Source organism: Nonomuraea sp. B208 (assembly GCF_057536035.1).
In genome coordinates, this window is the sequence record NZ_BAAJOU010000019.1 from 210,680 (window position 1) to 231,317 (window position 20,638).

The 20,638-nt window shown below is 73.4% G+C and carries 20 protein-coding genes; 9 read left to right on the forward strand and 11 right to left on the reverse strand.

The window, feature by feature from the left end; translation table 11 throughout:
- Positions 1–2: 2 nt before the first annotated feature.
- The 3 genes from AC27IY_RS14870 to AC27IY_RS14880 all read right to left on the reverse strand — a co-directional run bounded on the left by AC27IY_RS14870 (position 3) and on the right by AC27IY_RS14880 (position 3,049).
- Positions 3–1,382, reverse strand: a complete 1,380-nt coding sequence (locus tag AC27IY_RS14870; protein WP_423447337.1) for an RNA polymerase sigma factor — start codon at positions 1,380–1,382, stop codon at positions 3–5.
- A gap of 166 nt (positions 1,383–1,548) precedes the next feature.
- The gene (locus AC27IY_RS14875; protein WP_344206219.1) at positions 1,549–1,857 is read right to left on the reverse strand and encodes a hypothetical protein; all 309 of its coding nucleotides are present in this window, start codon (positions 1,855–1,857) and stop codon (positions 1,549–1,551) included.
- A gap of 43 nt (positions 1,858–1,900) precedes the next feature.
- Entirely contained in the window at positions 1,901–3,049 is a 1,149-nt protein-coding gene (locus AC27IY_RS14880; RefSeq protein ID WP_487178287.1) for an AMP-binding protein, read from the reverse strand.
- A gap of 95 nt (positions 3,050–3,144) precedes the next feature.
- Between AC27IY_RS14880 and AC27IY_RS14885 the strand changes: the two genes are divergently transcribed.
- Both AC27IY_RS14885 and menD read left to right on the forward strand, forming a co-directional pair.
- The gene (locus tag AC27IY_RS14885) at positions 3,145–4,038 is read left to right on the forward strand and encodes an o-succinylbenzoate synthase (protein WP_487178317.1); all 894 of its coding nucleotides are present in this window, start codon (positions 3,145–3,147) and stop codon (positions 4,036–4,038) included.
- Positions 4,035–5,696: a 2-succinyl-5-enolpyruvyl-6-hydroxy-3-cyclohexene-1-carboxylic-acid synthase gene (gene menD, locus AC27IY_RS14890; RefSeq protein WP_344206224.1), complete on the forward strand. Its 1,662-nt coding sequence runs from the start codon at positions 4,035–4,037 to the stop codon at positions 5,694–5,696. Before AC27IY_RS14885 ends, menD begins: the two co-directional genes overlap by 4 nt.
- Positions 5,697–5,760: 64 nt before the next feature.
- On the opposite strand, the gene AC27IY_RS14895 is transcribed toward menD, so the two are convergent.
- The gene (locus AC27IY_RS14895) at positions 5,761–6,657 is read right to left on the reverse strand and encodes a 5'-3' exonuclease (protein ID WP_344206443.1); all 897 of its coding nucleotides are present in this window, start codon (positions 6,655–6,657) and stop codon (positions 5,761–5,763) included.
- A gap of 5 nt (positions 6,658–6,662) precedes the next feature.
- Positions 6,663–7,859: a PP2C family protein-serine/threonine phosphatase gene (locus AC27IY_RS14900; RefSeq protein WP_344206226.1), complete on the reverse strand. Its 1,197-nt coding sequence runs from the start codon at positions 7,857–7,859 to the stop codon at positions 6,663–6,665.
- Between the two features lie 168 nt (positions 7,860–8,027).
- Here AC27IY_RS14900 and AC27IY_RS14905 point away from each other — a divergent pair, with 168 nt between their 5' ends.
- From AC27IY_RS14905 to AC27IY_RS14935, 7 genes are all read left to right on the forward strand, one after another.
- Positions 8,028–9,122, forward strand: coding sequence for a M24 family metallopeptidase (locus tag AC27IY_RS14905; RefSeq protein ID WP_364456657.1), 1,095 nt, complete (start codon positions 8,028–8,030; stop codon positions 9,120–9,122).
- A gap of 248 nt (positions 9,123–9,370) precedes the next feature.
- Positions 9,371–10,150: a protein phosphatase 2C domain-containing protein gene (locus AC27IY_RS14910; RefSeq protein ID WP_487178288.1), complete on the forward strand. Its 780-nt coding sequence runs from the start codon at positions 9,371–9,373 to the stop codon at positions 10,148–10,150.
- 66 nt (positions 10,151–10,216) lie between these two features.
- The gene (locus AC27IY_RS14915) at positions 10,217–10,351 is read left to right on the forward strand and encodes a hypothetical protein (protein WP_487178289.1); all 135 of its coding nucleotides are present in this window, start codon (positions 10,217–10,219) and stop codon (positions 10,349–10,351) included.
- Positions 10,352–10,993: 642 nt separating this feature from the next.
- A complete protein-coding gene (locus AC27IY_RS14920; RefSeq protein ID WP_344206229.1) occupies positions 10,994–11,587 on the forward strand; it encodes a GTP-binding protein in 594 nt (197 codons plus the stop codon).
- Positions 11,588–11,611: 24 nt separating this feature from the next.
- Positions 11,612–12,079 carry an Lrp/AsnC family transcriptional regulator gene (locus tag AC27IY_RS14925; protein ID WP_344206230.1) on the forward strand — a complete coding sequence of 156 codons (468 nt, stop codon included), beginning with the start codon at positions 11,612–11,614 and terminating at the stop codon, positions 12,077–12,079.
- A gap of 67 nt (positions 12,080–12,146) precedes the next feature.
- Positions 12,147–13,274: an L-talarate/galactarate dehydratase gene (locus AC27IY_RS14930; RefSeq protein WP_487178290.1), complete on the forward strand. Its 1,128-nt coding sequence runs from the start codon at positions 12,147–12,149 to the stop codon at positions 13,272–13,274.
- Positions 13,271–13,939 carry a FadR/GntR family transcriptional regulator gene (locus tag AC27IY_RS14935; protein ID WP_487178291.1) on the forward strand — a complete coding sequence of 223 codons (669 nt, stop codon included), beginning with the start codon at positions 13,271–13,273 and terminating at the stop codon, positions 13,937–13,939. The genes AC27IY_RS14930 and AC27IY_RS14935 overlap by 4 nt, the downstream gene beginning before the upstream one ends.
- Before the next feature lie 13 nt (positions 13,940–13,952).
- Here AC27IY_RS14935 and AC27IY_RS14940 read toward each other — a convergent pair whose 3' ends face one another.
- The 6 genes from AC27IY_RS14940 to AC27IY_RS14965 are packed head-to-tail and all read right to left on the reverse strand — an operon-like array spanning position 13,953 to position 20,591.
- Positions 13,953–14,954 (reverse strand): N-acetylglucosamine kinase, encoded by a 1,002-nt coding sequence (locus AC27IY_RS14940; RefSeq protein WP_487178292.1) that lies wholly within the window; start codon positions 14,952–14,954, stop codon positions 13,953–13,955.
- A complete protein-coding gene (locus AC27IY_RS14945) occupies positions 14,951–16,222 on the reverse strand; it encodes a family 4 glycosyl hydrolase (RefSeq protein WP_487178293.1) in 1,272 nt (423 codons plus the stop codon). Before AC27IY_RS14945 ends, AC27IY_RS14940 begins: the two co-directional genes overlap by 4 nt.
- Positions 16,219–17,052: a carbohydrate ABC transporter permease gene (locus AC27IY_RS14950; RefSeq protein WP_364456061.1), complete on the reverse strand. Its 834-nt coding sequence runs from the start codon at positions 17,050–17,052 to the stop codon at positions 16,219–16,221. The genes AC27IY_RS14945 and AC27IY_RS14950 overlap by 4 nt, the downstream gene beginning before the upstream one ends.
- Entirely contained in the window at positions 17,049–17,993 is a 945-nt protein-coding gene (locus AC27IY_RS14955; RefSeq protein WP_487178295.1) for a carbohydrate ABC transporter permease, read from the reverse strand. Before AC27IY_RS14955 ends, AC27IY_RS14950 begins: the two co-directional genes overlap by 4 nt.
- A 2-nt stretch (positions 17,994–17,995) precedes the next feature.
- Positions 17,996–19,336 (reverse strand): ABC transporter substrate-binding protein, encoded by a 1,341-nt coding sequence (locus AC27IY_RS14960; protein ID WP_487178296.1) that lies wholly within the window; start codon positions 19,334–19,336, stop codon positions 17,996–17,998.
- 34 nt (positions 19,337–19,370) lie between these two features.
- A complete protein-coding gene (locus AC27IY_RS14965) occupies positions 19,371–20,591 on the reverse strand; it encodes an ROK family transcriptional regulator (RefSeq protein WP_487178297.1) in 1,221 nt (406 codons plus the stop codon).
- Positions 20,592–20,638 lie beyond the last annotated feature (47 nt).

Sequence of the window (20,638 nt, forward strand, 5' to 3'; positions counted from 1 at the left end):
GATCAGCTCGCCCAGTCGAGCAGCGGGCGGGTGTTGCTCGGGTGCCGCAGCTTGGACAGCGACTCCTTCTCCAGCTGGCGGATCCGCTCCCGGGTCAGGCCCAGGTGCTTGCCGATCTCGTCCAGGGTGTGCGGCTTGCCGTCCACCAGGCCGAAGCGCAGCGCCATGATCTTCGACTCGCGCGGCGAGAGGTTGTCGAGCACGCCGCGCAGCTGGTCGCCCAGCAGCTGGCGGTCGACGATCTCCGACGCCTCCGGCGAGTCGACGTCCTCGATGAGGTCGCCGATCGTGGTCTCGCCGTCCTCGCCGATCGTCGCGTTGAGCGAGATCGGCTGGCGGCTGGTGCGCAGCAGCTCCTCGATCTGGTCGGGGGTCTTGTCCAGCTCGACGGCCAGCTCCTCCGGCGTGGGCTCGCGGCCGAGGCGCTGGTGCATGTCCCGCTCCACCCGCGACAGCTTGGAGAGCATCTCCAGCACGTGGACGGGCAGCCGGATCGTACGGGCCGAGTCGGCGAAGCCGCGCTGGATGGCCTGCCGGATCCACCACATCGCGTACGTCGAGAACTTGAAGCCCTTGGTGTAGTCGAACTTCTCCACGGCCCGGATGAGGCCGAGGTTGCCCTCCTGCACCACGTCCAGCAGCGACATGCCGCGGTCGGTGTACTTCTTGGCCACCGACACGACCAGCCGGAGGTTGGCCTCCAGCATGTGGTCCTTGGCGCGACGGCCGTCCTCGACCACCAGGTGCAGGTCGTCACGGACGTCCGGCGGCAGGTCGGGGTGGGTCTCCAGCTTGTACTCGGCGTACAGGCCGGCCTCGATCCGCCTGGCCAGCTCGACCTCCTGGGCGGCGGTCAGCAGCGTGCGGCGGCCGATGGACTTCAGATAGGTGTGCACCGAGTCGCCCATGACCGACTGGGCGTCGTCCAGGTCGGCCTGCTCGTGCTCCAGCTCGGCCTCGTCCAGCACGAGGTCGTCGGGGACGTCCTCCTCGTGCTCAGGCTTGCCGTCGACGGGGGTCACGTTCTTGCCGGCGCCGTTCTGCGCGGTGGTTTTTGCCTTGGCCGCCTTGCGGCCGGTAGCCTTTGTGCGCGAGGCCGAGGACTTCTTCGGAGCGTCTTCCTCGGCGGATGCGGACTCGACGGTCGTGGTCTTGCGGGTCTTTCTGGGGGCGGTCTTGCTGAGCGACGGCTCGTTCTCGGCGGCCAGGCTGACGCCGGCCTCGGAGAGCTCGCGCAGGATCGTGCGGCCCTCGGAAGGGCTGACGCCGGCTTCGGCGAACGCGTCACGCAGCTCCGCCAGAGAAAGGTGACCCTGGTAACGTCCTCGTTCGATCAGTTGGTCGAGAGTCGCGTGCGGGGTCGCCACGGCGGTTCTGGGCATGAGGACACCTCCTCCGTACGGAGTAAGAAGCGATCAGGCAGGTTGTGGCGGGGCGGCTTCGCTGTCCGCACGGCGCACCAGTATCAATAACGCCAATTTCCGCCATTTGTTCCCGAGGGGACGAACTACCGAAAAAGCGGCAGATTACACCGGGAACCCCGTGCCGTCACTCCGTGATGTGGAAGACGCCACCCTCGGTCACCACCGGCATGGGCATGGGCTCGGCGCCCTCCATGCGGTCGTCGCTCCAGTACTCGAAGACCTCGTCGGGGTCGGGGTTGACCTCCTCGGAGACGACCACGCCGTCGTCGGCGCCGCCGGAGGACTCGGGGGCCGGCCCCTCCACCACCGCTCTCGTCTCCTCTGCCGCCTGGTCGAGCCTGCCCGCCGAGGCGGCCGCCGCGATGGAGATCCCCCCGGCGACGATGACGCCGACGACGGCCGCGGATGCCCACATCTTGCGGGTCTGGTCCATGAAGGCTCCCTCCTTCTCCCCACTATGACGCAGCGGCACTTCGTCAGGTTCCTGCCTTCAGGCTGACCAGGTCGGTCTTGCCGTTCGGCAGCAGGGGCAGGGCGGCGACGAGGCGCAGCTCGCGGGGGGCGGCGTAGGAGGGCAGCCTATCGTGGGAGTACGCCCGCAATTGCTCAAGCGTGAGGGGTGTGTCGGGATCGGCGGGCACGACGACGGCGGTGACCCGTTCGCCCCATTCGGGATCGGGGACGCCGATCACGGCCACGTCGGCGATCCCCGGATGCCCGCCCAGGACGGCCGCCACCGCGCCGGCCACCACCTTCTCGCCGCCGGTGTTGATCACGTCGTCGGCCCGGCCCAGCACCCGCAGCCGCCCGCCGGACAGCTCGCCGAGGTCGGAGGTGACGAACCAGTCGCCGTCGAAGGGCTCGGGGCCGCCGAAGCGGTAGCCGGAGAACAGCACGGGGCCGGCGATCCTGATCAGCCCGTCCGCGCCGATCTTGAGATCTACGTTGTAAAGGGGCAGGCCGTCGTACACGCAGCCGCCGCTGGTCTCGCTGCTGCCGTACGAGGTCACGATCCGGGCGCCGAGATCCCGGGCCTGCTCCAGCAGGCCGGGGCGGGGCGCGGCGCCGCCCAGCAGGATCGTACGGAACACCGACAGGTCGGCCCCCAGCTCGACCAGCCGGTGCAGCTGCGTCGGCACCAGGGAAACGTGCTCGGCCCCCGACTCCAGCACCGCGCGCGGGTCGAAGCGCGGCTGGATGATCGGCTCGGTGCCCGACAGCAGCGCACGGACCAGCACCTGCAGCCCGGAGACGTGCGAGACCGGCAGGCAGCACAGCCAGCGCTCGCCCTTGGACGCCTCCAGGCGGCGCAGCGAGGCGGCCGCCGAGGCGCGCAGCGCGGTGGCCGACAGCATGACGCCCTTGGGCGCGCCGGTGCTGCCGCTGGTGGCGATCACGACGGCGACGTCCTCGGGGACGCCCTCGCCGCCGTCGAGCCGGACGCCGTCCGCGTGCGTGGGGCGCAGCGAGGCGATCGCGGCGGCGGAGGAGTCATCGGGCGGCAGCGGCAGGACGGCGGGGCCGCCGCCGTCGAGCGCCGCGCGGATCGCCGCGAAGAGGGCAGGCCCGGGAGGCTGCACAATGGCATGCAGCGGGCGGTCCGGATGCGACGGGTTCCTCCACATGCTCGTAAGGTTAATGGCGACAGGTCGGACAAAGGCGCAAGCGGGGGAGGGTCGTGGCGCGTTCTCCCGAGGCCCCGGTGGTCTTCAGGATCCCGATGCGGACGCGGTTCCGGGGACAGATCGTCAGGGAAGGCGTGCTGCTGCGCGGCCCGGCCGGGTGGGGCGAGTTCTCCCCGTTCCCCGAGTACGGCCCGCGCGAGTGCGCCCGCTGGCTCGCCTGCGCCCGCGAGGCCGCCTTCGAGGGCTGGCCGGCGCCGGTGCGCGAGCGCGTCCCCGTCAACGCCACGGTCCCGGCCGTCGATCCCGAGGAGGCGCACGCGATCGTGCGGCGCTCCGGGTGCGGCACGGCCAAGGTCAAGGTGGCCGAGCGCGGCCAGAGCTTCGACGACGACGTGGCCAGGGTGGAGGCCGTGCGCGACGCGCTCGGGCCGTCGGGCCGGCTGCGGGTGGACGTCAACGGCGCGTGGAGCGTCGACGAGGCCGTCTCCCGGCTGAGGCGCCTGGACAAGTACGACCTGGAGTACGCCGAGCAGCCGTGCGCCACCCTGGAGGAGCTGGCCGCCGTCCGGCGGGCCTGCGACGTGCCGATCGCCGCCGACGAGTCGATCCGCCGCGCCGAGGACCCGCTGCGGGTGCGCGCGGCCGAGGCGGCCGACGTGGCGGTGGTCAAGGTGCAGCCGCTCGGCGGCGTGCGCGAGGCGCTGCGCGTGGTGGAGGCGTGCGGGCTGCCCGCCGTGGTCTCCAGCGCGGTGGAGACGTCCGTGGGGCTCGCGGCGGGGCTGGCGCTGGCGGCCGCGTTGCCGTCGCTGCCGTACGCGTGCGGGCTCGGCACGATGGCGCTGCTCGACGGCGACGTGGTGGACGACTCGCTGGTGCCTGTGGACGGCGAGCTGACCGTCCGCCGCCCCGAGGTGAATTTTCAGCTTTTGTCGGCTTTTGAGATTGATTCTCCCCAGTGGCTTCGCCGGATGCAGGAGGCGTCACGTTGAACCCCGCTACCGCACTGGCCACGGTGCTCGTCGACGAGCTGGTGCGCTGCGGCCTGACCGACGTGGTGCTCGCCCCCGGCTCGCGCTCGGCCCCGCTGGCGCTGGCGCTGCACGCCGAGTCGCGGGTGCGGCTGCACGTGCGCATCGACGAGCGCTCGGCGTCGTACCTGGCGCTGGGGCTGGCCAAGCGGAGCGAGCGGCCGGTGGCGCTGATCTGCTCCTCCGGCACCGCCACCGCCAACTTCCACCCGGCCGTGATCGAGGCGGCCGAGTCCGGCGTGCCGCTGCTCGTGCTCACCGCCGACCGGCCGCCCGAGCTGCGCGGCACCGGCGCCAACCAGACCATCGACCAGCTCAAGATGTACGGCTCCGCGACGCGCTGGTTCGCCGAGGTCGGCGTCCCCGAGGACCGCCCCGGCCAGGTCGCCTACTGGCGCTCGCTCGCCTGCCGCGCCTACCAGCGCGCCACCGGCCCGTCCGACCCCGGCCCCGTCCACCTCAACCTGGCCTTCCGCGAGCCGCTGATCCCCGACGGCGACACCACCTGGTGCGAACCGCTGGACGGCGGCGCGAACGGCCCCTGGGTACGCGCCCGCGTCGCGCCCCCGCCGATCGCCCTGCACATCCCGCCCACCCGGCGCGGCGTGCTCGTCGTCGGCGACGGCGCCGCCAACGTGCGCCGCTACGTCGCCGCCGCCGGCATGGCGGGCTGGCCGGTGCTGTCGGAGCCCAACGGCGGCGCCCGCTACGGCGACCACGCCGTCTCCACCTACCACCACCTGCTGAGCACGCCCGAGTTCGCCGACAACCACCGGCCCGACGTGGTCGTCACGCTCGGCCGCCCCGGGCTGTCCCGGCCGCTGCTGTCGTGGCTGCGGCGGGCCGGCGAGCACATCGTGGTCGCCCCCGACCTCGGCCGCTGGCCCGACCCGACCCGCTCGGCCACCCAGGTCGCCCAGGCCGTGGAGATCCCGGTCGCGGCCGGCGACGACAGCTGGCTGCACGCCTGGCGGCACGCCGACCGGGCCGCCAGGACGGCCGTCGACGACGTGCTCGACGCCTCCGGCCTCAGCGAGCCGCGCCTGGCCAGGGACCTCGTGGACGCGCTGCCCAACGGGGCGCTGCTGTTCTGCGGCTCCTCGATGCCGATCCGCGACCTCGACCAGGCGATGCGGCCGCGGCGCGGCATCCGGCTCATGGCCAACCGGGGCGCGTCCGGCATCGACGGGCTGGTCTCCACGGCGATGGGGGCGGCGCTGGCGCACAACGGGCCGTCGTACGCGCTGCTCGGCGACCTGACGTTCCTGCACGACCAGAACGGGCTGATCCTCGGGCCCCGCGAGCCGCGGCCCGACGTGTGCTTCGTGGTGGTCAACAACGACGGGGGCGGGATCTTCTCGCTGCTGCCGCAGGCCGCGGTGCGCGACCCGTTCGAACGGGTCTTCGGCACGCCGCACGGCGTGGACCTCGGCTATGTGGCGGCGGCCACCGGGACGCCGTACACGCTGGTGCCTGACCTGTCCGACCTGCCCAAGGCCATGCGCGGCGAGGGGCCGCGGATCGTCGAGGTGCGCACCGACCGCGAGGAGAACGTGCGCGTGCACGCCCGCCTGCGCGAGGCCACGCAGGCGGCGATCCGCGCCGCCCTGGCGGCCTGACCCGCCGTAGGCGAGGCCGCCGCACGGGAGGGCGGCCCGGCGGGCGGCCCGGCGGGCGGGCCGGTCAGCGGTCCAGCACGGTGAGCAGCCGGTTGAGCGGGCTGTCCAGGCCCCAGCGGTCGGCCAGCGCCACCAGCGCCTCCGGGTCGCGCGGCTTGGCCGGCACGGCGAGGTCGGCGTCGGGGAGCGGCGCGTCGTGCGCGACCTTGACGACCGCGGGCGCGGCCCGCAGGTAGTCGCGGGCGGCGGCCAGCTTGGCGCGGCTGCCCGCCGGGAACCCCTCGGAGCCGCCCGCGTCGAGGGCCTCCAGCAGCGCGGGCAGCGAGCCGAAACGGGTGATGAGGGCGGCAGCCGTCTTGTCGCCGACGCCCGGCACGCCGGGCAGGCCGTCGCTGGGGTCGCCGCGCAGGGTGGCGAAGTCGGCGTAGGAACGGCCGGGCACGCCGTACTTCCCGGTCACGAACGCCTCGTCCACGATCTGCAGGTTGCGGATGCCGCGCGCGGTGTAGAGCACCCGCACCGGACGGGCGTCGTCCACGAGCTGGAACAGGTCGCGGTCGCCGGTCACGATGTCCACCGCGCCCCGCCCAGCCCGGTGGGTGAGCGTGCCGATGACGTCGTCGGCCTCGTAGCCGGGCGACTCCAGGCGGGCGATGCCGACCGCGTCCAGCACCTCGTTGATGACGGCGATCTGCGGCACCAGCGTCTCCGGCACCTCCTCGGCGTCGCCCTCGGCGACCCGGTGCGCCTTGTACGTCGGGATCGCCGCCACCCGGAACGCCGGCCGCCAGTCCGCGTCCATCGTCGCCACGAGCTCGGCGGGGGAGTGGTCGCGTACGAGCGTGGCGATCATGTCGATCAGGCCGCGGACCGCGTTGACCGGCGTGCCGTCGGGAGCCTTGATCGTCTCCGGCACGCCGAAGAAGGCGCGGAAGTAGAGGGACGGGGTGTCCAGGAGCATCAGCACTACCCCAGTATGCCCACCCCCAGCAGGCACGCGTCGTCCTCGGGATTGGGGCCGCCGATGTCGGCGAGCAGCTTGTCGAGCCCGGTCTCCAGGTCGTGCTCCAGGCGGCCCGGCACCTCGCGGGCGGCGGCCATGACGAGGTCGAGGCCGACGTCGAGGTCGCGGGTGCGCCGCTCCACCAGCCCGTCCGTGAACATCAGCAGCACGTCGCCCGGCTTCAGCCGGGTCGTGGCCAGCTCGTACGGCCGTCCCTCCGCCGCCCCCAGCAGCACCCCCCGCGGCGGGTCCAGCGGCGTCGCGGTCCCGTCGCGCACCAGGACGGGCGCCAGGTGCCCGGCCTGACTCCAGGCGAACACCCGCGTCTCCGGGTCGAGATGCCCGATGACCGCCGTGGCGGTGGTGTCCCTGATCTGGTGCAGCACCAGCTCGTTCAGCCAGTCGAGCAGCCGGTGCGCGGGCCGGCCGGTCATGGCCAGGCCGACCAGGGCGTGCCGGAGCTGGGCCATGTGCGCGATGGCGGGCAGGCCGTGCCCGGAGACGTCGCCGACGGCCAGCAGCAGCCGCCCGTCGGGGGCCGGGGACGCCTCGAACCAGTCGCCGCCGAGGCTCGCGGTCTTCTCGGCGGGGACGTACCGGACCGCCACCCGTATGTCCGGCAGGCCCGGCGAACAGGCCAGATCCGGCAGGATCGCCTCGCGCAGCGCCAGCATCACGTGGCGCTCCTCCGCGGCCCGCTCGCGCGCCTCCAGGAGCTGGCGGCGCGACTCCGACATCATGCGCTCGGCCCGCCGGCGGCCGGTGATGTCCTGGATGACGCCGTGCAGGCCGACCGCCCCGCCGTCGCCCATCAGGGGCTCCAGCACCACGCGGATGTCGCGCAGGTCGCTCCAGTTGCCGCCCCGGCGGATGCGCAGCTCGGCCTGGACCGGCTCCACGCAGCGCAGCGCGGCCCACAGCAGCCGGTCGAGCGCGGCCACGTCGGACGGCACGACGTGCTCGGCCAGCCGGGGCAGCGCGATCGGGCCCTTGTCCGGGTCGCGGCCGAAGATCGTGTACACCTGGTCGGACCAGGTCGTCTCGCCGGTGTGGAAGTGCCACTCGGCCCAGCCCAGGTTGCCGAGCCGCTGCGCGTGAGCCAGCCTGGCGGCCAGCATCTCCGCGTCGGTGTCCGGCCCTAGCAGCCCGGCCGCGCTCATGACGTCGACCATAATCTCGCTTCCAAAGCGCAGTGGATCTGGACAATTGTTCCCACACTACGTGATCGATTAGGAACGGTCTGTAGCGATCCGAAGCGCCGGGGAGAGCTTTCCGCGGATTTTAGGAGGGGCGGCCGAGAGTAGATTGGCCTGGTGACGTCCTCAGACTTGTATCCCGTGTCCCGTCTGGCCGCCGTGCAGGAGGCCACCGCCAAGGGCGGGCTCGACGCCCTGCTGCTCACGCCCGGCCCCGACCTGCGCTACGTCAGCGGCTACGACGCCAAGCCGCTCGAGCGGCTGACGTGCCTGGTGGTGCCGGCGGCCGGCGAGCCCTTCATGATGGTGCCCCGCCTGGAGCTGCCCGCCGCCGAGGCCTCGCCCGCCTCGCGGCTCGGGCTGGAGTTCGTGGCCTGGGACGAGACCGACGACCCCTACGCGCTCGCCGCGGCCCGCCTCGGCGACGTGGCGAAGGTGGGGCTGGCCGACCGCATGTGGGCCATGTCGTCGTTGCGCTTCCGCGACGTGCTGCCCGGCGCCGAGCAGGTGCTGGCCGGCAGCGTGCTGCGGGAGCTGCGGATGCGCAAGTCCCCGGCCGAGGTGGCGGCGTTGCGCGAGGCGGGGGAGGCGATCGACGCCGTCCACCGCCAGGTGCCCGAGCTGCTGCGCGCCGGGCGCACCGAGCGCGAGGTGGCCCGCGACATCGCCGAGGCCATCCTGGCCTCCGGGCACGCCACCGTCGACTTCGTGATCGTCGCCTCCGGGCCCAACGGCGCGAGCCCCCACCACGACGTGTCCGACCGGGTCATCCGGCCGGGCGAGCCGGTCGTGGTCGACATCGGCGGCCAGCTCCACAACGGCTACTGCTCCGACTCCACCCGCACCTACAGCGTCGGCGAGCCGCCGGCCGACTTCGCCGCCTACTACGAGGTGCTGCGCCAGGCGCAGGAGGCCGCGTGCGCCGCCGTGCGGCCCGGCGTGTCGTGCGAGTCGGTCGACGCGGCCGCGCGCGACCTCATCGCCGCCGCCGGCTACGGCGAGCACTTCGTCCACCGCACCGGGCACGGCATCGGCATCGAGACGCACGAGGAGCCGTACATCGTGGCGGGCAACGGCGAACCGCTGGAGCCCGGGCACGCCTTCTCCGTCGAGCCCGGCATCTACCTGGCGGGGCGGCACGGCGCGCGCATCGAGGACATCGTGGTGTGCACGGAGAGCGGTGGGGAGCGGCTCAACAACACGTCGCGCGAGCTGGTGATCGTCTGAGCGGCGGCGGTGCCGTCGCCGGCGTCCGTCGTCGCCGGACCGCCGCCTCCGACCGCGGTCATCCGGGTGACCGGGGTCTCGGCTCGGCCAACCCCTTGAGCCCGACATGGCCCGTGGTCCTCGGCCGGGGCCCGGTCGCGCCGGCCTTCGGCGGCATGCCGGCCCGCCCGGCCCGTCGGGCCCGTCCGCCCGCCCGGCTCGACGGCCCCGGCGGACCCGACCGGCTCAAGACAGCACTCCCGGCGTAGATGTTCACCGAGACAGCCTGCGCCAGCGCTCCCGGTGACGCCGGGCGGCCGAACGAGGACCTGGCCGTCGCCGGGCCGTCGTGGGTCGTCGTCATCGACGGGGCGACGGCGCCGGCCGGGGTCGACAGCGGGTGCGCGCACGACGTCGCGTGGCTGGTGGCGCGGCTCGGCGGGGCGCTCGCGGCCCGGCTGTCCGCCGACGCGCCCGCCCCGGTGCCGACGCCGCTGCCCGAACTGCTGGCGGCCGCCATCGCCGACACCGCCGGGGCACACGGGAGCGGCTGCGACCTGGGCAACCCCGACTCGCCGTCGGCGACCGTCGCCCTGGTCCGGGCCGCGGCCGGCCGCCTGGACTACCTCGTGCTGGGGGACTCCCCGGTGCTGCTCGGCCTGGCGGGCGGCGGGGTGCGGGTGGTGGCCGACGACCGGCTGGAACGGCTGCCGGGCGGGCGGCCGTACTCGCTGGAGCTGGTACGGCGGCTGCGCAACGCGCCCGGCGGGTTCTGGGTGGCCGCCGCCCGGCCCGAGGCCGCCGCCGAGGCCGTACACGGCAGCGTCGACCTGCGCGCGGTGCGTGCGGCCGGATTGTGCACCGACGGCGTCACCCGGCTCGTCGACTGGTACGGCTGGAGCTGGGACGACCTGGCCGCGGAGCCGGAGACCCGGGGCCCGCGGGCGGCCGTCGAGGCGGTGCGGGCCCTGGAGACCGCCCGCGGGCCGATGCGCGGCAAGCTCCACGACGACGCCACCGCCGTGTGGGCCCGGCTCCCGGGGGTGTGACCGCATCTCTGCGAGGCCGGTACGGGCGATCGCCGGGAGCGGACGGCCGCAGGGGAGGGGTTCGGGGTGCGGGGGCGGGCGGGGCGGGTCAGGCTCGGTGGGTTCGAGTACCACCTCGGCAAGTTCTGCACCGAGCTCGGCATCGGGTCCCGCGTGGCCCTCGCCGCCAAGGGTGAGGGCGGACTCACGGATGCGCGGTAGGCGGCAGGGGTCCATGACCGTCTGCGGGCGCTGGTCCTGCCGGGATACGTCCACCTTGCGACGGGTTGATGCTCATCGGGCCGGATTTCGCCCTCCTGGTCGCGGCGGCCGACCCTGACCGAATCCGCGGCGTGCGGCATTCCGGAGCAGGATGCTGTTGCGAGCAATCGGGACGCGGGGGACGGCAACCCACGTCCTCATAGCGGCGAAGGACGGCCGGAGGCCGGTCGGGCGCGTACCGCACGGTGGTCTCGTCCCCGGCGGCACCGGACGCCCCGCGCCGGCGGCCGCGCGAGAGCGGCCGCACCCACGTCCACCTGCGGTGGCGGCCCTCCTCCGCAGGTCCGGGCTCGGTGGCTTTTCGGACTGTGAGGGCCGGCGTAAAGGGTCTGTCGGATCACCTGACAGTGTTCCTTGACTGGGCGAGTGGTAAGGCGGCGTATAAGAGGGCTCAGCGCTACAAACCGTGACATTTGGTTTCTTGTAAAAACTTGCGGCTTGAGTGGAAAATGTGGCGTTGCTAGGGTGTCTCGATGCCAGGCATGTGGATCGGCCTTCTCAACACACCTTGACAGGTACCACTGACCACGGCACCTCAAGGTCGGGGCCGCGCATGCGCGGGAGATGTACGGGCGGTGCTGGATGGAATTCGGTCGCTCTGACCATTGGCGACTGCCGACGGCGATCAAGATCTTGATCGCCGGAGGATTCGGCGCGGGCAAGACCACCATGGTGGGCGCCGTGTCCGAGACCCGGCCACTGCGGACGGAGGAGACGCTCACACAGGTCGGCACGCACGTCGACGACCTGTCCGGCGTCGAGCGCAAGCTCACCACCACCGTCGCCATGGACTTCGGCCGCATCACGATCGCCAACGACTACATGCTCTACCTGTTCGGCACCCCCGGGCAGGAGCGCTTCTTCTTCGTCTGGGACGAGCTCGCCATGGGCGCGCTCGGCGCCGTCGTGCTCGCCGACACCCGGCGGCTCGACGACTGCTTCCCGTCCGTCGACTACTTCGAGAAGCGCGACCAGCCGTTCATCGTCGCGCTCAACTGCTTCGAGGGCACGCAGCACTTCACCGTCGGCGAGGTGCGCGACGCCATCGGCCTGGAGCCCGACGTGCCCATCGTGCGCTTCGACGCCCGCCGCCGCGACTCCAGCAGGGAGGTCCTCATCACGCTCGTCGAGCACGCGATGCGCCGGGGAGCGTCCCCTGTCGGGACCATGTCGTGACCATGACCGGCTACCTTTGATCCGATGGAGGAGATCGACCGCCGGATCGTCACGCTGCTGGCCCGCGACGGCCGCATGAGCTTCACCGACCTGGCCAGGGAGACCGGGCTCTCGGTCTCGGCGGTGCACCAGCGGGTGCGCCGCCTGGAGAAGCGCGGCGTGGTGCGCGGCTACGCCGCGATCGTCGACCACGACGCGATCGGGCTGCCGCTGACCGCGTTCGTGTCGATCAAGCCGATCGACCCCGCCGCTCCCGACGACGCCCCCGAACGCCTCGCGCACCTGACGGCCATCGAGGCCTGCCACAGCGTCGCGGGCGACGAGAGCTACATCCTCAAGGTGCGGGTGGCCTCCCCGGTGGCGCTGGAGGACCTGCTGCAGCAGATCCGGGCCGCCGCCCACGTCTCGACGCGTACGACGGTGGTGCTGAGCACCCCGTACGAGCACCGCACCCCCGAGGTCGCCCCCGAAGCGTCGCCCGACACCCCCTGACCGCCGGCGCCAGGCGTGAGGGGACCCTGGCGTCTCCGAAGTCATCATGACGACTTAGCATGTCGTCATGATGACTTCAGCGGACCGCGTCGCCCGCGTCCGGCTCTCGTCCGTCTACCTGCCCCTCGACACCCCCGTCAGCGACGCCAAGGTCCTCACCGGCCGGCAGCGCCCGATGACCGAGATCGCGTTCCTGTTCGCCGAGATCGCCAGCGAGCAGGGGCACGAGGGCATCGGCTTCGCCTACTCCAAGCGCGCCGGCGGCCCCGGCCAGTACGCCCACGCCAAGGAGATCGCGAACGACCTCGTCGGCGAGGACCCCAACGACATCGCCCGCCTCTGGGACAAGCTGTGCTGGGCGGGCGCGTCCGTGGGCCGCAGCGGCCTGGCGGTGCAGGCCATCGCCGCCCTCGACATCGCCCTGTGGGACATGAAGGCCAGGCGTGCCGCCCTGCCGCTGGCCAAGCTGCTCGGCGCGCACCGCGACTCCGTGCGCTGCTACAACACCTCGGGCGGGTTCCTCCACACCCCCGTCGAGCAGGTGCTGGAGAACGCCACCGCGGCCCTGGAGCGCGGCATCGGCGGCGTCAAGATCAAGGTCGGGCAGCCCGACACCCGCGCCGACCTCGCCCGCGTACGGGCGGTCCGCGAGCACCTCGGCGACCACGTCCCGCTCATGGTGGACGCCAACCAGCAGTGGGACCGCCCTGCCGCCGCCCGCATGGGCCGGGCGCTGGAGGAGTACGGCCTGGTCTGGATCGAGGAGCCCCTGGACGCCTACGACCACGACGGGCACGCCGCCCTGGCCGCCGCGCTCGACACCCCGATCGCCACCGGCGAGATGCTCACCAGCGTCGCCGAGCACGCCGAGCTGATCCGGGCCCGCGGCGCGGACATCCTGCAGCCGGACGCGCCCCGCATCGGCGGCATCACCCCGTTCCTGCGCCTGGCCGCCCTGGCCGGGCACGAACGCCTCCAGCTCGCCCCCCACTTCGCCATGGAGATCCACCTCCACCTGGCGGCCGCGTACCCGCTGGAGCCGTGGGTGGAGCACTTCGAGTGGCTGGAGCCGCTGTTCGAGGAGCGGCTGGAGATCCGCGACGGGCGCATGCTCGTCCCCGAGCGGCCCGGCATCGGCGTCACGCTGAGCGAGCGGGCCGCCGCGTGGACCGCCGAGCGCTTCGAGACGCCGTGACCAGCCGTACCCAGCAGCTCGTCGACACCCTGACGGCGCGCATCAGGGAGGGCGTGATCCGGCCGGGGGAGCGGTTGCCGACCGAGAACGAGCTGATCAGCGCCCACGGGGTGAGCAGGACCGTCGTCCGCGAGGCCGTCGCCAGGCTCAAGGCCGCCGGGCTGGTCGAGACCCAGCACGGGCGCGGCAGCTTCGTGCTGGCCCTGCCGAGCGCGACCGGCTTCGACCCGGCCCCGGCACGGACCCGGCAGGAGGTGCTCGACCTGCTGGACTTCCGGATGGGGATCGAGACGGAGTCGGCCGCGCTCGCCGCCGCCCGGCGTACGGAGGCGGCGCTGACGGGGCTGCGCGAGGCCCTGGACGCCTTCGCGGCGGCGGCGGGCAACCCCGGGGCGGCGGTCCACGCCGACCACCTGTTCCACCTGCGGATCGCCCTCGCCACCGGCAACCGGTACTACGCCGACCTGCTCGGCTCGCTCGGGCCCGCGATGATCGTCGTGCCGCGTGACCGGCTCGACCCCGGCCCGGCCGCCTTCGCCAGGATCGTCGCCGAGCACGACGACATCCACGCCGCCATCGAGCGGGGGGACGCCGAGGCCGCGCGGGCGGCCGTCCGCGTCCACCTGGCCAACAGCCGCGCCCGCCTCCTCCGCGACCCCCCGTGAGTCCCGCGGGTCCTCAGGACACGGCCTGGGCGGCGCCGGGGGGATCAGGGAGGGACGAGTGCCGGTAGTGGCCCCTGAGGCGGGCACCGGCCGCCTCAGGGGCGCCCAGCCGGTCCAGGCCGAGCAGCGCCGCGCCCAGCACCGGAGGCTCCTCCGCCACCACCGGGACCGCGAGCGGCATCCGCAGCGCGAACTCGCTCTCCAGCAGGGACGTCAGCAGCGGGTCCCGCGCCGTCAGCAGGCCGCCGCCCAGCACCACCTCGGCCGGCGTGCCCAGCAGGCCGAGCCGGCGCAGGCACACCTCCGCCATCAGCGCCACCTCCTCGGCCTGCCGCCGCACCAGCGCCGTGGCCACCCCGTCCCCGGCCGCCGCCGAGGCGAACACGCCGGGCGCCAGCTCGTGCAGCCGCCCGTCGTCCAGCCGGCCGGTGTGCAGCGCGAGGACCACCTCCGTCACCGTCCCCGTCCCGAAGTGCGCGGTGACCAGCCCGGCGAGGAGGGTCGGGACGCCGCGGCCGTCCTCGGCGCGCACGGCGTGCCACAGGACCTCCTCGCCGAGGTCGAGCCCGCCGCCCCAGTCCCCGCTGATCCGGCCGAGCGCGGGGAACCTGGCCACCGCGCCCCCGGGGGAGACGCCGACGGCGTTGATGCCCGCCCCGCACACCACCGCCACGCCCCACGGCGCGGACGCCCCCGCCCGCAGCAGCGCGAACGTGTCGTTGCGCACCACCACGTCCCCGCCCAGGCCCCGCGCGGCGAACTCCCGCGCCAGCGCCTCCTCCTCCTCGGGCAGGTCCGCCCCGGCCAGGCACGCCGACACCTGGTCGAACCGCCCCCCGCCACCGGGGAGGGCGGCGACGGCCGCCGTGACGACGTCCACGGCGGCGGCGACGCCGTCCCGCTGCGGCGCGAACGCCCCCGCCCGCGCCTCGGCCAGCACCCGGCCGTCCTCCGACACCACGGCGACGTCCGTCTTGCTGTTGCCGCCGTCCACGGCCAGGACGAGCCGCTTCACGCGTCCACCGGCCCGCGCGCCCACGGCAGGTGCACGCGGCCCGCCTCCAGCAGCAGCGCCGTCAGCTCCTCCGCGAGCTCGTCCTGCCCGACCAGCGGGTGGGCGAGCAGCGCGTCCCGCACCCGGTCCGCGCCGCCGCGCACGGCCGCCTCCAGGGCCAGCGTCTCGTACGCCGACACGTGCCCGATCAGCCCCGCGTACAGGGGCTCGACAGGCGGCACCGGCAGCGGCCGCGCGCCCGACGCCCCGACGACCGCGGGCACCTCGACGACCGCCTCGTCCGGCAGGAACGGCAGCGTGCCGCCGTTGCGCACGTTCACCACCTGCACGTCCCGCCGGTCGCCGAGCAGGGACGCGATGAGCGCCACCGCCGCCTCCGAGTAGAACGCCCCGCCCCGCCCGGCCAGCAGCTCCGGCTTGGTCACCACGGCCGGGTCGGCGTACAGCTCCAGCAGCCGCTCCTCCAGCGCCGCCACCTCCGAGGCCCGCGACGGCCCGGTCCGCTGCTCGCGCACCACCTCGTCGTGGGCGTAGAAGTAACGCAGGTAGTACGACGGCACCGCGCCGAGCCTGGCCAGCAGCCCCGGCCGCAGACCCACAATGGCGGCGAGTTCCGCGCCGTGCCGCTCCAGCAGCGCGGGCAGCACGTCCTCCCCGTCCAGGAACACCGCGCGCTCCCACGACAGGTGGTTGAGCCCCACGTGCCCGAGCGACACCCGCGCGGGATCGGCCCCCAGCCACGCGGCGAAACGGCGCTGGAACCCGATCGCCACGTTGCACAGCCCGATCGCCCGGTGCCCCGCGTCCAGCAGCGCCCGGGTGACGATGCCGACCGGGTTCGTGAAGTCCACGATCCAGGCGTCCGGGGCGTGCTTGCGTACGGTCTCGGCGATCGACAGCACCACCGGGACCGTGCGCAGTGCCTTGGCCAGCCCGCCCGCGCCCGTCGTCTCCTGCCCGACGCAGCCGCACCGCCCCGGCACCGTCTCGTCCAGCTCGCGGGCCGCCTGACCGCCCACCCTGAGCTGGAACAGCACCACCGCGGCCCCCGCCACGCCCTCGGCGGCCGAGGACGCGGCCAGCACCCGCGCCGGATGCCCGGCGTGCGCGAGCATCCGCCGCGCCATCCCCGCCACCAGCTCCAGCCGGCGCGGGTCCGGATCGATCAGCGCGAGCTCCGACACCGGCAGCTCCTCGCGCAGCCGGGCGAACCCGTCCACCAGCTCCGGCGTGTACGTCGAGCCGCCCCCGACCACGGCGACCTTCACCCTTTCACCCCCGTCAAGGTCACGCCCTCGATGAACACCCGCTGGGCCAGGAAGAACAGCACGATCACCGGCGCGGTCACCAGCAGCGTGGCCGCCATGGTGAGGTTCCACTGCACGCTGTGGAACGCCTTGAAGGTCGCAAGACCCAGCGACAGCGTCAGATGGTCCTGCTGCACGCCGGCGTACAGCAGCGGACCGTAGTAGTCGTTCCAGCAGTAGAAGAACTGGAACAGCGCGACCGCCGCCACCGCGGGCCGCGCCATCGGCAGCACCACCCGCACCAGCGTGCGCAGGTCCGAGCAGCCGTCCACCTTCGCCGCGTCGGTGTAGTCGCGCGGGATCGTGACCAGGAACTGACGCAGCAGGAAGATGGAGAACGCGTCGCCGAGCAGCATCGGCAGGATCAGCGGCCACAGGCTGTCGGTCAGCCCCAGCCGCGCCCACACCAGGTAGATCGGCACCGCGACGACCTGCGGCGGCAGCATCATCGCCGCGACCACCACGAGGAACGCCGCCCGCCGCCCCCGGAAGCGGAACCTGGCCAGCGCGTAGGCCACCGGCACCGACGACACCACGGTGAACAGCGTGCCGAGCGCCGCGTACAGCAGCGTGTTGCCCGCCCACCGCAGCAGCAGCGACCGGTCGAAGACCTCGGCGAAGTTCGCCCAGTTCCAGCTCCGCGGCCACAGGTCGCTGGTCAGCGCCTGCTCGTCGGTCATCAGCGCGGTGAGCGCCATGAACGCCACCGGCGCGAGGAACATCAGCGCCAGCGCGACCGCGAAGGCGTGCGTGGCGACCCACAGCAGCACCCGCCGCCTCCGGGCGCTCACGACGCCTCCTCGGCCCGGCGGAACTGCCGCAGGAGCACCAACGTGAAGATCATCGAGACGGCGAACAGCAGCAGCGCCAGCACGCAGGCGTACCCCATCGAGTAGTCGCGGAAGCCCACCTGGAACAGCCACTGCGGCAGCGTGAGCAGCGACTCCTCCGGATAGCCGGGCGAGAACGAGCTGCCGGGCGAGTCGGTCGCGCCCGAGGCGACCCTGGAGGCGATCATCGCCTGCGAGAAGTGCTGCAGGGCGTAGATGACGTTCGTGACCAGGGCGAACATCAGCACCGGCGCGATCGTCGGCAGCGTCACGCTGCGGAACTGCCGCCAGGCTCCGGCGCCGTCGATGGCCGCGGCCTCGTACAGATGCCTGGGCACGTCCAGCAGCGCCGCCAGGAAGATCACCATGAGCTGGCCGCAGCCCCACAGCGACAGCAGCGTCAGGCTCGGCTTGGACCAGTCGGGATCGCCGAACCAGTCAGGACCCCGCACCCCCACGAGGGACAGCAGGTGGTCCACCGGGCCGGTGCCGGGGTTCAGCAGGAAGACGAACGTGATCGTGCCCGCCGTCATCGGCACCAGCGACGGCAGGTAGAACACCGTGCGCAGCAGCCCCGCCCCGGCCTTGAGCCGGACCACGAGCTGGGCGAGCGCCAGCGAGAACAGCACCGTCGCCGGCACCATCACGGCCACCAGCCACAGCGTGTTGCGCGCCGAGACGCCCACCCGGGGATCGCGCAGCAGATAACGGTAGTTGTCGAGCCCGGCGAACTCGAGGGTGTACATGTCGTAGCGGTGGAAGGAGAAGTACACCGTGGACAGCAGCGGGTAGACGAAGAAGACCGACACCCCGGCGATCCACGGCGACAGCCACAGGAGGGCACGCGCGCCCTCGCCGCGCCACCACCGGGGACGCGGCGGCGCGGCGGGCAGGGAGGTCACGATCAGCCTCCGGACAGCTTCAGCTTGTCGTTGATCTGCCGGTCCACGTCCTTCAGCCCGGCCTCCAGGTCCTTCACCGAGCCCCGCTCCCACTTGGCGACGAACGCGGCGAACGCCTCCTGGTTGAAGACGCTGTTCACGCTGGCCGGCAGCGTCGAGGTCCTGGGATGCGCGAAGACGTCGAGGAAGGTCTGGAAGTTGGCGTCCTTGACCAGGTCGGGCGAGTCCATCGCGGCCTTGGTCGTGGGGACGTTGCGCAGCGCGTTCGACAGCGTCACCAGCGAGCCGGTGTCGGTCGTCAGGTACTTCACCAGCTCCCACGCCTGCTGCGGATGTTTCGCGCCCTTCGGCACGCCGATCACGGTCCCGGCGGTGAAGCCGCTGCCGTAGAGCTCGGGCCGGTCGTCGGCGACCGGCAGGGGAGCGGTGCCGTAGTCCAGGTCCTTCGCGTCGAGGGCGATCATCGCGTTGCGCCACTCGCCGTCCAGGACCATCGCGACCTTGCCCTTGTGGAACGGGTGCTCGGCGCTCCACTCGTCGCCCAGGCCCTTCCTGAACTTCTCCAGCTTGTCGTGGCCGTACCAGTCGACCAGCTCCTTCTGCCAGGTCAGCAGCTCGCGCCAGGCCGGGTCGGAGCCGATCGCCGAGGTGCCGTCGGCGTTGTACCACTTCGCGCCCACCATCGGGCCGAGGTGGCTCGGGCTGTTCTCGTAGTACTGGACGCTCGGGATGAACCCGGCGACCTTGATCGTGCCGTCGGTGTCGCGGACGGTCAGCTTCTTGGCCAGGTCCGCCAGCTCGCTCAGCGTCCGCGGCGGCTCGTGGCCCTTCATCAGCGCCTTGTTGTAGTAGAGGCCGTAGGCGTCGGCCAGCAGCGGCAGCGTGCACTGGCGGCCCTCGAACGCGGTGTAGGAGCGGGCCACGGCCGGCAGCACCGACAGGTCGATCCCGTCCTGCGCGATCACTGGCGTCAGGTCCTGGAACGCTCCCGACCTGCACCACTGGGCGACGTTGTCCGTCGTGAACGAGGCGGCCACGTCGGGGGCGTTGCCGCCGCGGATCGCCTGGGTGATCTGGTCGTCCTGGACGCCCTTGGTGGCCTTGACGGTGATCTGCGGATACTTCTGGTTGAACCTCGCGATGGCCTCCTCGAACGCCTTCACCTCGGCGTCGGTGGAGAAGCCGTGCCACAGCTCGACGGTGGCCGCGGGCAGGGCCTGCGAGGCCGATCCCGAGGGCCGGGGAGCGCCGAGCGAGGGCCCGGCCTCCTTGCCTGCGGTGCAGGCGGTCAGCGCGGCCGAGCACAGCAGTGCCGCGGCGGCCGCCAGAGGGACGAAGCGCACGGGGGGTGCCTCCTGCGGTGGGGGTGACGGGGGGTCACGAGGGGACGGTGGAGCCGAACACCTCCTCACGCACGGTGTCGAGGGCCAGGTCGAGCGCGCCGGCGAGCACCGGGTTGCCCTCGACGCTCGACAGCCGCACGCGGGGCCGGGGGATGGTCAGGGCGTGCAGCTCGTGCTCGACGAGCTCGCGCAGCGTCTCGCCGCCCGACAGCACGACGCCGCCGGTCAGCACGATGAGCCCGGGATCGACGACCGAGGTGACGGCGGCCAGGCCGACCGCCAGCCGGGCGGCGATGTCGCGCAGCCCGGCCCGCGCGTCGTCGGCCCGCTGCCCGGTGCCGTCCGCGAGACGTACGGCGTTCGCGACGGCCTGGCGGAAGTCGGCGCCGCGCACGCCGTACGAGCGCAGCAGCTTCAGCACCGCGGGCCCGCCGGTCAGCACCGCGGGCCCGCCGGTGAGCGCCTGGTAGCCGTGGTTGGCGTAGCGGCCGGCCTCGCGCGCGGTCGGCGCGCCCGGCGTGGGCATGTAGCCCACCTCGCCCGCGCCGCCGGTCGCGCCCCGGTGCATCCGGCCGCCGAGCACGATCGCCGAGCCGATGCCCTCGTCGGCCCACAGCAGCACGAAGTCCCGGCTGTCGCGGGCCGCGCCGTGCGCCTGCTCGGCGAGCGCGACGAGGTTGACGTTGTTCTCGACGTCCACCGGCACGCCGAGGCCGGCCGACAGGGTGGGCACCAGGTCGGGGATCTGCCAGCCTGGCACGTCCTTGGCCGCGGCGTATCCCAGCCGGCCCGTCGCCGGGTCGATCGCGGCCTGCACGCCGATGACGACGCGGCGCAGCTTGTCCGGCGGGTTCGCGCCCGCCAGCGCCGCGCCCAGCCGCTCCACCAGCTCGCCGGCCGGGCGGCGGCGGGTCGTGGGCAGCGTGTGCTCGCCGACGACGGTCCCGGTGATGTCGGCGATCCGCGCCTCGATGCGGTCGGGGGTGACGTCGAGCGCGCCCGCGTACGCCGCCGCCGGGTTGATCCGGTAGACCTCGGCCGTCCGCCCCGGCAGGCCCTCCCGCACGCCGTCCAGCACCACCAGCCCGGCCTCCTGGAGCCGGGCGAGGAGCTGCGAGGCCGTGGGCTTGGACAGGCCGGTCAGCGCGCCGATCTCGGGACGGGTGAGCGGTCCCCGGTCGAGGAGTGCCCGCAGGGCCGCGCGGTCGTTGATGGCGCGTAGCAGACTGGGGGTCCCCGGAACCGGGCCGTCCACGGCGTCTCCTTCCTCAGGAGTTAGGAAACTTTCCTAACTCACGAGGA

Coding starts and splice junctions, on each gene's coding strand:
- AC27IY_RS14920 (WP_344206229.1), top strand. CDS start 10,994: ATGGAATTCGGTCGCTCTGACCATTGGCGACTGCCGACGGCGATCAAG.
- AC27IY_RS14925 (WP_344206230.1), top strand. CDS start 11,612: ATGGAGGAGATCGACCGCCGGATCGTCACGCTGCTGGCCCGCGACGGC.
- AC27IY_RS14930 (WP_487178290.1), top strand. CDS start 12,147: ATGATGACTTCAGCGGACCGCGTCGCCCGCGTCCGGCTCTCGTCCGTC.
- AC27IY_RS14900 (WP_344206226.1), bottom strand. CDS start 7,859: ATGAGCGCGGCCGGGCTGCTAGGGCCGGACACCGACGCGGAGATGCTG.
- AC27IY_RS14910 (WP_487178288.1), top strand. CDS start 9,371: ATGTTCACCGAGACAGCCTGCGCCAGCGCTCCCGGTGACGCCGGGCGG.
- AC27IY_RS14875 (WP_344206219.1), bottom strand. CDS start 1,857: ATGGACCAGACCCGCAAGATGTGGGCATCCGCGGCCGTCGTCGGCGTC.
- AC27IY_RS14885 (WP_487178317.1), top strand. CDS start 3,145: ATGCGGACGCGGTTCCGGGGACAGATCGTCAGGGAAGGCGTGCTGCTG.
- AC27IY_RS14880 (WP_487178287.1), bottom strand. CDS start 3,049: ATGTGGAGGAACCCGTCGCATCCGGACCGCCCGCTGCATGCCATTGTG.
- AC27IY_RS14870 (WP_423447337.1), bottom strand. CDS start 1,382: ATGCCCAGAACCGCCGTGGCGACCCCGCACGCGACTCTCGACCAACTG.
- AC27IY_RS14895 (WP_344206443.1), bottom strand. CDS start 6,657: ATGCTCCTGGACACCCCGTCCCTCTACTTCCGCGCCTTCTTCGGCGTG.